This is a genomic window from Mesorhizobium sp. M2A.F.Ca.ET.067.02.1.1 (assembly GCF_004023285.1).
In the GTDB taxonomy this organism is placed as follows: domain Bacteria; phylum Pseudomonadota; class Alphaproteobacteria; order Rhizobiales; family Rhizobiaceae; genus Mesorhizobium.
This window is the reverse complement of record NZ_RZSB01000121.1, coordinates 1-10,886: the sequence shown is the minus strand read 5'-3', so window position 1 is coordinate 10,886 and position 10,886 is coordinate 1. Positions and strand designations below refer to the sequence as shown.

The window sequence follows — 10,886 nt, the reverse complement described above, 5'->3', positions numbered from 1 at the left end:
TGGCCTATGTCATGCTCGACCTCAAGCGCCGGCGCGAGGATGTGCGCGCCTTCGTCGCGGCGCTCGAACGATGGATCATCGAAACACTTGCCGCCTTCAACGTGCGCGGCGAGCGGCGCGAGGATCGCGTCGGCGTCTGGGTGGTGCGGCCGGATCGCCCTGCCCTGCCGGACGGCTCGCCGGCCGAGGACAAGATCGCGGCGATAGGCATCCGGCTGCGCCGCTGGGTGAGCTTCCACGGCATCGCCATCAATGTCGAGCCGGATCTCGGCCATTTCAGCGGCATCGTGCCCTGCGGCGTCTCGGATCATGGCGTGACCAGCCTCGTCGACCTCGGCCTTCCCGTCACCATGGCCGACCTCGACCTTGCGATGAAAGCCGCTTTCGAGGATGTGTTCGGACCTGCCGCCGTTCCGACTGCGGAGCCAGCTCGGAAGGCTGGCTAAGCCGCTCCGCCTAGGGGTGTGTTGAGATTCAGGTCAGGCCGAGTCGGAGTCGAAGACGGGCGCGAAGCGACCAAACAAGGCGGTTCCGAGAACCGGAGCGGAGCGTACTTATAGTACCGGAAGCGCAAGAAGCCGACATTTGCAGGCCGGCCTCACCTGAATATCGACACACCCTACATCAACTGCGCGGAGGCCCACAGCATACCGTAGCCATGGATGGCAAAGACGGCGAGCAAAGCGCCGGCCATGGCCAATCGGTCAAAGGTCTTGATCGGCTTCAGCTCGTGACGCGGCTTGACGCCGCTGCCCATGGTGATGAGGCTGAGGATCGAGAACACCGCGCCGGCGATCAGCAGGAAGCTCGGTGAGAAACCGGCCCGCCAGCCGAGCGCGAGAAGCGCGGACAAGAGCAGGAAGGACGCCAGCGCGAGCGCTGCCGGGCCGGGGCAGATCTGGCGCAGCACCTGACCGCCGTCGAATTTCCACACCGGCACCAGATTGGCGATATTGAACAGCGACGCGCAGCCGGCGAGCGTGGCCAGGAGCATGGCGGCCAGGCGATGGCCTTCGCCGTTGGCGAAGCCGCTGGCGGCGATCAGCACCGGCACCAGGAAAGCGGAGAAGCCGGCGCCCATCAGCGCCACGAAAGCAACCTCGAAGCGGCTGTCATAGGGCCTGCCGCCGATGGCAATGCCGCCAAGCAGCGGGATGAAGATCATGCGCGCCCGGCGATGTCCCGTCAGGCGGAAGGCGGCCATATGACCGAGCTCGTGCAGGGCGACCACTGAGGTCAGGATCGCGGCCAGCGCCAGCCCGCCGATATTGAGGCCGAAGAACGGCCACAGGATCAGGGCCGAGAGCACGGCGAAACCGATCTGGCTCAGCGGATGCTCGAACCAGCCGCCCTTGCGATAAGTGCCGGTTGCCGCCCAGACATCCAGCTTGCGTATCTCACGGCGCATGGCGAAGAAGCGAAAGACCAGGAAGGCAACGCCGCGATAGCGGTCGGTCTGGGTAAACGTCACCCGCGTCGCATCGCCCTCGGGCAAAAGCGCGACGGTCTCGCGATAATTCGCCCAGAAGGACGGGTCGAGCGCCGTGTCCTCGATGACCGTCATCGAGAAGCGGCTGCCCTCGCCGACATCCTCGAACCGCGACTTGCGTTCGATCGGCCGCCCGTCCCGGCCATCCCAGGACAATCTGATCAGCGCCGTTCCCTCGCTGTCCAGCGGCTCGGCGGAGAGGATTTCCCCGGACCACCCGGCGTCGCCGCCGAACGGCCACAACGCCTGCCAGAGGCGCTCGCGGTCGGCCTTGATCACGCGGCTAACCGTCACCGTGCGCGACCCGAGCGGCACGGTCATCAAAAGGAAGATCAGTCCGAGATTGCCGGCCACGAGGGTGACCGTGACGAAGACCGACACTTGGCTCCCCTGTCTTGGGCTCCTGTCTGGAGAGGGCAGCCTACGCCGGCGCGGCCAAGAAAGACTTAACAACAATGGCCGGGCTCTTGCCCGTCCCAGGCGGGTTCTTGCCCATCCCGCAAGGCGAGCCCTCGCCCGCCCGAAACAGCGGCGGCAAGGCCGCCTGATCACATGGCGCCGATCCAGATCGCCATGGAAACGAGAAAGGTGCTCATGCAAACCAGCGAGACGACATCCTGAACCAGATCAGACATAACTCTCTCCGTTGTTAGTATGTTCGTAATTTGTTCTAATTTTGTTCGAATGTCAACGACCGTCGATAGCCCGGCGGAGCGAATTCAGCCGGTCCGTTTGGGCAGGGTTAAGGAAAGGTTGACGAGCGATGAGGTTCGTTGCGCGGAGCCAGGCCAAACCGAGATTCGGATCAGGCTGAGTCGAGGATGGTAGGTTCCGAGAACCGGAGCGGAGCGTACTTAAAGTACGTGAGCACCGGAAGCGCAGGAAACTGCCGTCCGCAGGCCAGCCTCATCCGAATACCGGCTTGGCCTACAGGGGCACCACCTTGCCTTCGGCCAGCGTCACCCGCCGGTCCATGCGCGAGGCCAGCTCGTGGTTGTGGGTGACGATCAGCGCCGCCAGCCCCGATTGCCGGACCAGCGCTTCCAGCGCGTCCAAGACATAGGAGGCGGTCGTCGGATCGAGATTGCCGGTCGGCTCGTCGGCCAGGAGCACCAGCGGCGCATTGGCGACCGCGCGGGCAATGGCGACACGCTGCTGCTCGCCGCCGGAAAGCTCGGCCGGCCGGTGCTGCGCGCGCTTGCCGATCTGCATGTAGTCCAGAAGCTGTGCCGCCCGCTCCGACGCCTCCTTGGGAGGAAGCCCCTTGATCAGCTGGGGCATCATGATGTTTTCGAGCGCCGAGAATTCCGGCAGCAGATGATGGAACTGGTAGACGAAGCCGATATCGTTGCGGCGGATCGCGGTTCGCTCTTCGTCGGAGAGCCGGCCACAGGCGCGGCCGGCGAGGATCACGTCGCCCGCATCCGGCCGCTCCAGCAGCCCCGCCGTATGCAGCAAGGTCGACTTGCCGGAACCCGATGGCGCCACCAGCGCCACCATCTCGCCGCGCCTGAGCGAAAAGTCGGCGCCGTTCAGAATGGTGAGCTTGCGCGGCCCCTGGACATAATGCCGCTCGACGCCCTTCAGCTCGATAATGGCTTCGGCCATCACTCGTACCTCAAGGCTTCGACAGGATCGAGCCGGGCGGCCCGCCAGGCCGGAAACACCGTCGCAATGAAGGACAGGCCCAGCGCCATGATGACGACATAGGTCGTCTCGCGCGGGTCCATCTTCGCCGGCAGCTGGCTGAGAAAATAGAGCTCGGGGTTGAACAGGATCCTGCCGGTCATCCACGAGAAGAACTGGCGGATCGATTCGATGTTGATGCAGATGACGACGCCGAGCAGCACGCCGGCGAGCGTGCCGGTGACGCCGATCGCCGCCCCGGTCATCAGGAAGATGCGCAGGATCGCGCCGCGCGAGGCGCCCATGGTGCGCAGGATGGCGATGTCGTGGCCCTTGTCCTTCACCAGCATGATGAGGCCCGAAATGATGTTGAGCGCCGCCACCAGCACGATCAGCGTGAGAATCATGAACATGACGTTGCGCTCGACCTGCAGCGCCGAGAAGAAGGTCTCGTTGCGCTGGCGCCAGTCGACGAGATCGACCGGCCGCTGCGCCGCCTGCTCGACCAGCGGCTTCAGCGCATCGACATTGTCGGGATTGTCGACATAGATCTCGATGGTCTGCGCGCGCCCGTCCATGTTGAAATAGAGCTGCGCTTCCGAAAACGGCATGTAGACGATCGAGCTGTCATATTCCGACATGCCGACCTCGAAGATCGCGGCCACCTTGTAGCCCTTCATGCGCGGCGTCGTGCCGAGCGGCGTCACGTCTCCGTCCGGCGAGATCAGCGTGATAGTATCGCCGAGCACCAGCCCGAGGCTTTCCGCCATGCGCTTGCCGATCGCTACGCCCTCGCCGGTGTCGAAACCGTCGAGCGTGCCCTGCTTGATGTTGCTGGAAACGATCGAGATCTTGCCGAGGTCCTCGCCCCGGATGCCGCGCACCAGGGCGCCCGTGCCGCCGCCGACATTGCCTTGCGCCAGCACCTGGCCGTCGATCAGCGGGATCGCGTATTTGACGCCTGAGACGCCGTTGATGCGGCTCGCAACCTGGGCGTAGTCCTCCAGCGGCGAATCGAGCGGCTGCACGATGAGATGGCCGTTGACGCCGAGAATGCGCGTGAGCAGCTCGGCGCGGAAACCGTTCATCACCGCCATGACGACGATCAGCGTCGCGACGCCGAGCATGATGCCGAGGAAGGAGATCGAGGCGATAACGGAGATCACCGTCTCCTTGCGCCGCGAGCGCAGATAGCGCCACGCCACCATGCGCTCGAAGCCGGAAAAGGCGCCCGCTCCTGACCTGGCCGCTGTCGCCGCCTCGCTCATGCGGCGATACCCAGGCGCTTCTTGGCCTCGGCGATCGGCAGCGTCTCGCGCTCGCCCGACTTGCGGTTCTTGATCTCGACCTCGCCCGCCGCCACGCCGCGTGGGCCGACGATCACCTGCCACGGCAGGCCGATCAGGTCGGCGGTGGCGAACTTGCCGCCCGGCCGCTGGTCGGTGTCGTCATAGAGCACGTCCTTGCCGGCCGAGGTCAGCGCCGCATAGAGCTCGTCGCAGACGCGGTCGCATTCGGCGTCGCCGACCTTCATGTTGATCAGGCCGATGTCGAAAGGCGCCACCGCTTCCGGCCAGATGATGCCGTTCTCGTCATGGCTCGCCTCGATGATCGCCGCGACCAGGCGCGACGGGCCGATGCCGTAGGAACCGCCGGACGCATAATGGTCCTTGCCGTCGGGGCCGGTCACCTTGGCGTTCATCGGCTTGGAGTATTTCTCGCCGACATGGAAGATATGGCCGACCTCGATGCCGCGCGCCGAAAGCCGGTCGCCTTCGGCGACCTTCTCCCAGGCAGCTTCGTCATGCATTTCGTCGGTGGCCGCGTAAGGCGTCGTCCATTTCGTCACGATGCCGCCGATCTCGGCATCGTCGGAGAACTTGGTGTTCGCGCCCGGCACGTCGAGCGACAGATAAGCGCGGTCGCAGAACACCTGGCTCTCGCCGGTCTCGGCCAGGATGATGAACTCGTGGCTGAGGTCGCCGCCGATCGGGCCGGTATCGGCGCGCATCGGGATGGCCTGCAGGCCCATGCGCGTGAACGTCCTGAGATAGGAGACGAACATGCGGTTGTAGGCGGCCCTGGCGCCCTCGAAATCGAGGTCGAAGGAATAGGCGTCCTTCATCAGGAACTCTCTGCTGCGCATGACGCCGAAGCGCGGGCGCACCTCGTCGCGGAACTTCCACTGGATGTGGTAGAGATTGAGCGGCAGGTCCTTGTAGGACTTGACGTAAGCGCGGAAAATCTCGGTGACCATCTCTTCGTTGGTCGGACCGTAGAGCATGTCGCGATCCTGCCGATCCTTGATGCGCAGCATCTCCTTGCCGTAGTCGTTGTAACGGCCGCTTTCGCGCCAAAGATCCGCCGACTGGATGGTCGGCATCAGGATTTCCAGCGCGCCAGCGCGGTTCTGCTCCTCGCGGATGATCTGGCAAACTTTGTCCAGCACGCGCTTGCCCAATGGCAGCCACGAAAAACTGCCCTGCCCCTGCTGGCGGATCATGCCCGCGCGCAGCATCAGCCGGTGCGAGACGATCTCGGCCTCGCGGGGATTTTCTTTGAGAATGGGCAGGAAGTAGCGCGACAAACGCATGGACTGGTCCGTGAATGAAAATGGCGGCGCGGGGGAATCGGCGCAACCGAGGCTGCTTGCCCGGGCTTCATAGCCATTTCATGGCCGAATGGAAACCCGAGTGCCCCAAAGTATGGGGCCTTCTGCACCTTACCAAAAAGGCGATTTTGACCGCAAAGTGCCGCAAATGGCTTTTTGATCGATTCACAAGCAAGCCTTGCCGCACTATTGTGCAGTGCAGCACGATATTGCCCGTTTCCGGGCAAAATTCTTCGTGACATTTTCACCTGCCTTGGTCTAGTGTGCGCCGATAACCGAGAGGGCGGAAAAAAATCTGCTCTCCTACGCGGTCAAAGTCTTGGGAGGATGCGATCTAGGCGCGGTAACTCGCTGCCGCCGGACACCGGAAACGGATCGGACGCGTTTAAATTGCAAGGCCTCGTGCCTTGCATTTTTTTTGTGCAATCATCTGCTTAGCCCAGCCCTCTGCCAAACAGGTAGACCATCCCGCGCTCGCGAAAATCGGAAGCCGGCTTCCGATCTCAACCCCTGCGCGCGCATGCTTCGCAATACTTGCGGAGACCGTGTTCTCAGCGTCAGTGATGGGTATTCGGACTAAAGTCCGGCATGATCCGCATGAGGTCGTCGAAGCTGAATCCTAGCCCCATCGTCAGCCCGTAGAGAATACCCATCACGACCACCGTCACGACCGTCGCGCGCAGGAAGGCGCGCCGCATATGCGGCCCGCGCGGCGCGCTGGAAACCGTGCCAAGCGTGACATCTCTGTCGTCGTCCTGCGTGCGCAGGCTGAACGGCAGAACGATGAACAGCGCCAGCCACCAGGTGACGAAGAACAGCGCCGCGAACAGGACCCAGTTCATGCCTGCTCCAGTTCGACGAGCGTGCCGAAGAAATCCTTCGGATGCAGGAACAGCACCGGCTTGCCATGCGCGCCGATCTTCGGGTGGCCGTCGCCGAGCACCCGTGCGCCGCTCGCTTTCAAATGGTCGCGGGCAGCCAGGATATCGTCGACCTCATAGCAGACGTGATGCATGCCGCCCGAAGGGTTCTTCTCGAGAAACGCCGCGATCGGCGAGGCATCGCCCAGCGGCTCCAGCAACTCGATCTTCGTGTTGCCGACATCGACGAACACCACCGTCACGCCATGCTCCGGCAGCGCCTGCGGCGCGCTCAATCGCGCGCCCAGCATATCGCGATAGGCAGCCATCGCCGCAGCCAGATCCGGCACGGCAAGCGCGACATGGTTCAGGCGTCCAAGCATAAAGCGCTCCGCTTTTAGGGGAGTAAGGGAGTAGGGCAGTAAGGGAGTAGGGAAAACAAGATTGAAGAAAGCGAGTACTCGTTCCTCCGTTACTGCCTTACTGCCTTACTGCCTTACTGCCCTACTCCCCTATTCCCTTGTTCGTCACCGCGTGACGAACACCGTCACCAGCGGCTTCTTGCCCCAGGCTTCGTTGGCGGCGGCGCGCACGGCGCGGCGCACCGCTTCCTGCACCAGGTCGACGTCTTTTCGACGCTGGCGCGGAATGGAGTCCACCGCGCCGATTGCCGCATCGAGCATCAGGTCTTCCAGCGTTTCGCCGCTGGCATCCGCCTCGGCCACGCCGATCGCCACCAGGTCGGGGTCGCCGGCGAGCTCGTATTTGTCGTCGAGCACGACATTGACCGCGACATGACCGGCGAAGGAGAGCCTGCGGCGGTCGCGTATGCCCATGGCCTGGTCGGTGCCGATCAAGAACCCGTCCTTGTACAGCCGGCCGAACGGCAGCTGGTCGATGATCGTCGCCGGGCCGGGCCAGAGTCTGAGCATGTCGCCGTCACGCACTTGCGCCACCTGGCCGATGCCCGACATCGACATCAACGAGCCTTGCGCCACCAGATGCGCCGCCTCGCCATGCACGGGAACGCCGATCTGCGGCCGCACCCATTCATACATCTTGCGCAATTCGCTGCGGCGCGGATGGCCCGACACATGCACCAGCGCGTCGCCATCCTCGATAATTTTCATGCCGAGGTCGATCAGCCGGTTCTTGATTTCCAGGATCGCCCTCTCGTTGCCGGGAATGGTACGCGAGGAGAACACCACCGTGTCGCCGGCCGTCAGCGCCACCGACTTCATCTCGTCGCGCGACAGCTTTGCCAGCGCGGCGAGCGGCTCGCCCTGGCTGCCGGTGCAGATGATCACCAGGTTCTCGCGCGGGATATAGCCATAGTCTTCCTCGGCGATGAACTCCGGCAGGCCATCCATGTAGCCGAGCTCGCCCGCCACGTCGATGACGCGCTTCAGCGAGCGGCCGAGCACCAGGCACTGCCGGCCGGCATCGCGCGCCGCGCGCGCTATCGAGACGATGCGCCCGACATTGGAGGAGAAAGTGGTGACCGCGACGCGGCCCTTGGCCTTCTCGATGACGCCCTTTAGGCCCTCGCCCACCGCCACTTCCGACGGCGACTCCCCTTCCCTCAGCGCGTTGGTGGAATCGCAGATCAGCGCCAGCACGCCCTTGTCGCCATAGGCGCGGAACCGCGCCTCGTCGGTCTTCGGCCCGATCGTCGGCTCCGGGTCGATCTTCCAGTCGCCGGTATGGATGACGGTGCCGGCCGGCGTGGTGATCGCCAGCGACATCGGCTCGGGAATCGAGTGCGCCACCGGAATGGCCTCGATCTCGAACGGTCCGATGGTGAATTTCTCGCCGGCCCGGTAGATGGACGCTGGAATCTTCGGCGCGTTCTGCTCGCCCTGCCGCTTGGCTTCGAGCAGGCCTGCGGTGAACGGCGTCATCCAGACCGGCGCCTTGAGCCTCGGCCAGATATCGAGCAGCGCGCCGTAATGGTCCTCATGCGCGTGGGTGATGACGATGCCGCGCAGGCCGTCGATGTTCTCCTCGATGAAGCGCGTATCGGGCAGGATGAGATCGACGCCGGGATGCGCGCTATCGGGAAAGGTGACGCCGACATCGACGACGATCCATTCGCGCGCATCAGCGGGCCCATAACCATAAAGGGCGAAATTCATGCCGATCTCGCCGACGCCGCCCAACGGCGCGAAAACGAGCTCGGCGTTTTCTCTATTCGCCATGAATTCTTTCCTTCCTGGCCGTCAGGCCAAGCCGTTGGAGCAATTCCGGGAAAACCGTAGTCAATGACTTCGTCCGGAACGGCGCAAAATAAAACTATACCCGGGCCGAGGCGACAGCGCCGAAATGCACGTCGCCCGCCGCGATCGTCAAAACCGATCCTTCATCGTCGCGGATCACGAAACGGCAGTCCTCGTCAATGGTTTCGAAGACGCCGCGCACCACATTGCCGTCAATTCTGACAGCAACCTCGCCGCCAAGCCCCGCCGCGCGGGCAAGCCAGCGTTTTCTGATGGCATCGAGCCCGCGCCCGTCGTCCCAGAGCCTGGCATTCTCGCTCCAGGCATCGGAAAGCGCCAGGAACAGCATTTCGGCATCGCAATCGGCGCCGAGCGCGCTGAGCGAGGTCGCTGGATAAGGCAAGTCCTCGGGATAAGCCGCGACATTGACGCCGATGCCGATGGCGACCGCGAAACGGCCGCCCTCGAGCATCGCCGATTCCAGCAGGATGCCGGCAAGCTTGGCGCCCGAGGCCAGCACGTCGTTCGGCCATTTCAGCTCGAAGCGGTTGCGCCCCTGGCTCGCGCCATCCAAGGCGACGGCGATCCGGCCTTTCGGCACGACGGCGTCGAGCGCGTCGGCCAGCGCCAGCCCCGCGACGAAGCCAAGCGTCGCTGCCAGCCGCAGCTCGCCGCCCGGAACTAGGAGCAGTGTCGCCGCAAGATTGCCTTCCGGGGTCGCCCAGGCGCGCCCGCGCCGGCCGCGGCCGCTCACCTGCTTCTTCGACACGACCCAGAGCTTGCCGGAATCGCCGGCGCGCGCGTGCTCCAGCGCCAGCGCGTTGGTGGAGCCGACGCTGTCATGCGCCTCGAGCCGGAACCCCTCCGACGCCGCGGTTGGAGCCAGCCGAAACGCCATCCCGTCAGAAGAAGGTCTTCGCGGCGGCTTCGGCGTAGCTGCCGATCGGCCCGCCGATCAGCACGTAGAACAGCACGAAGGCGCCGCTGACGCCGAGCACAAGGCGCAGCTCGCTGGCCATCGGAACGAAGCCGCCGACAGGCTCGTCGAACCACATGATCTTGATGATGCGCAGGTAATAGTAGGCGCCCACCACCGAGGCCAGAACGCCGATGATTGCCAGGGCGTAAAGATGCGCGTTGATGGCGGCGAGGAACACATACCATTTCCCCCAGAAGCCCGCGAGCGGCGGAATGCCGGCCAGCGAGAACATCAGGATGGTGAGGATGGTGGCCATGACCGGGTTGGTCGAGGCGAGACCGGAAAGGTCGCTGATCTGCTCGACATTGCCCTCCTTGCGCCGCATGGCGAGGATGAAGGCGAAGGTGCCGAGCGTCATCACCAGATAGATCAGCATGTAGATGGCGACGCCGCGCACGCCGGCCTGGCTGTTGGCGGCAAGGCCGACCAGCGCGTAGCCCATATGGCCGATCGAGGAATAGGCCATCAGGCGCTTGATGTTGGTCTGGCCGATGGCCGCGAAGGCGCCGAGCGCCATCGAGGCGATCGAGATGAAGACGACGATCTGCTGCCAGTCCGAAGCGATCGGCTTGAAGGCGCCCATGGTGACACGCACGATCAGCGCCATCGCCGCCATCTTCGGAGCCGCCGCCAGGAAAGCGGTGATCGGGGTCGGCGCGCCTTCATAGACGTCCGGCGTCCACATGTGGAACGGCACGGCCGAGATCTTGAAGGCGAGGCCGGCGAGCACGAACACCAGGCCGAAGACGAGGCCGAGCTGGCGCTCGCCGCTGCCAAGGGCCGTCGCGATCTCCTGGAAGCCGGTGTTGCCGGTGTAACCGTAGACGAGGCTGATGCCGTAGAGCAGCATGCCCGAGGACAGCGCGCCGAGGACGAAATATTTCAGGCCCGCCTCGGTCGAGCGCAAATTGTCGCGGTTGATCGCCGCCAGCACATAGATCGCCAGCGATTGCAGCTCGAGCCCGAGATAAAGCCCGATCATGCCGTTGGCCGAGATCATCAGAAGCATGCCGAGCGTGCAGAGCAGGATAAGCACCGGGAACTCGAACTTGTCGAAATGCTCCTGGCGCGCAAAGCGCATCGACATCACCAGCGAAACCGCCGA

10 protein-coding genes are annotated in these 10,886 nt (G+C 64.2%); 1 reads left to right on the top strand and 9 read right to left on the bottom strand.

The features are described from left to right. The coding region (gene lipB / locus EOA28_RS11860; protein WP_128314912.1) for a lipoyl(octanoyl) transferase LipB at window positions 1-446 on the top strand (446 nt) is incomplete at its 5' end. A gap of 173 nt (window positions 447-619) precedes the next feature. Here lipB and EOA28_RS11855 read toward each other — a convergent pair. The 9 genes from EOA28_RS11855 to nuoN form a co-directional block, all read right to left on the bottom strand. Beyond that, complete coding sequence (locus EOA28_RS11855; protein WP_127251975.1) at window positions 620-1,870, bottom strand: SRPBCC family protein; 1,251 nt, start codon at window positions 1,868-1,870, stop codon at window positions 620-622. Between the two features lie 546 nt (window positions 1,871-2,416). Further along, the gene (locus EOA28_RS11850) at window positions 2,417-3,100 is read right to left on the bottom strand and encodes an ABC transporter ATP-binding protein (RefSeq protein ID WP_189342022.1); all 684 of its coding nucleotides are present in this window, start codon (window positions 3,098-3,100) and stop codon (window positions 2,417-2,419) included. Further along, the gene (locus tag EOA28_RS11845; RefSeq protein WP_042643138.1) at window positions 3,097-4,383 is read right to left on the bottom strand and encodes a lipoprotein-releasing ABC transporter permease subunit; all 1,287 of its coding nucleotides are present in this window, start codon (window positions 4,381-4,383) and stop codon (window positions 3,097-3,099) included. Before EOA28_RS11845 ends, EOA28_RS11850 begins: the two co-directional genes overlap by 4 nt. Continuing rightward, entirely contained in the window at window positions 4,380-5,708 is a 1,329-nt protein-coding gene (gene proS, locus EOA28_RS11840; RefSeq protein ID WP_128314911.1) for a proline--tRNA ligase, read from the bottom strand. The genes EOA28_RS11845 and proS overlap by 4 nt, the downstream gene beginning before the upstream one ends. A gap of 575 nt (window positions 5,709-6,283) precedes the next feature. Then, window positions 6,284-6,568, bottom strand: coding sequence for a DUF1467 family protein (locus tag EOA28_RS11835; RefSeq protein ID WP_127251978.1), 285 nt, complete (start codon window positions 6,566-6,568; stop codon window positions 6,284-6,286). Beyond that, a complete protein-coding gene (gene mce / locus EOA28_RS11830) occupies window positions 6,565-6,969 on the bottom strand; it encodes a methylmalonyl-CoA epimerase (protein WP_127251979.1) in 405 nt (134 codons plus the stop codon). The genes EOA28_RS11835 and mce overlap by 4 nt, the downstream gene beginning before the upstream one ends. Before the next feature lie 144 nt (window positions 6,970-7,113). Continuing rightward, the gene (locus tag EOA28_RS11825) at window positions 7,114-8,784 is read right to left on the bottom strand and encodes a ribonuclease J (protein ID WP_127251980.1); all 1,671 of its coding nucleotides are present in this window, start codon (window positions 8,782-8,784) and stop codon (window positions 7,114-7,116) included. 94 nt (window positions 8,785-8,878) lie between these two features. Beyond that, the gene (locus tag EOA28_RS11820) at window positions 8,879-9,700 is read right to left on the bottom strand and encodes a biotin--[acetyl-CoA-carboxylase] ligase (protein ID WP_128314910.1); all 822 of its coding nucleotides are present in this window, start codon (window positions 9,698-9,700) and stop codon (window positions 8,879-8,881) included. Window positions 9,701-9,704: 4 nt separating this feature from the next. Beyond that, a partial coding sequence (nuoN, locus tag EOA28_RS11815; RefSeq protein WP_128314909.1) for an NADH-quinone oxidoreductase subunit NuoN occupies window positions 9,705-10,886 on the bottom strand: 1,182 nt, incomplete at its 5' end.

What these genes read in the sequence shown, in the direction of transcription:
- proS (WP_128314911.1), bottom strand. Translation starts at nt 5,708, where the DNA reads ATGCGTTTGTCGCGCTACTTCCTGCCCATTCTCAAAGAAAATCCCCGC.
- EOA28_RS11845 (WP_042643138.1), bottom strand. Translation starts at nt 4,383, where the DNA reads ATGAGCGAGGCGGCGACAGCGGCCAGGTCAGGAGCGGGCGCCTTTTCC.
- EOA28_RS11820 (WP_128314910.1), bottom strand. Translation starts at nt 9,700, where the DNA reads ATGGCGTTTCGGCTGGCTCCAACCGCGGCGTCGGAGGGGTTCCGGCTC.
- EOA28_RS11825 (WP_127251980.1), bottom strand. Translation starts at nt 8,784, where the DNA reads ATGGCGAATAGAGAAAACGCCGAGCTCGTTTTCGCGCCGTTGGGCGGC.
- EOA28_RS11835 (WP_127251978.1), bottom strand. Translation starts at nt 6,568, where the DNA reads ATGAACTGGGTCCTGTTCGCGGCGCTGTTCTTCGTCACCTGGTGGCTG.
- mce (WP_127251979.1), bottom strand. Translation starts at nt 6,969, where the DNA reads ATGCTTGGACGCCTGAACCATGTCGCGCTTGCCGTGCCGGATCTGGCT.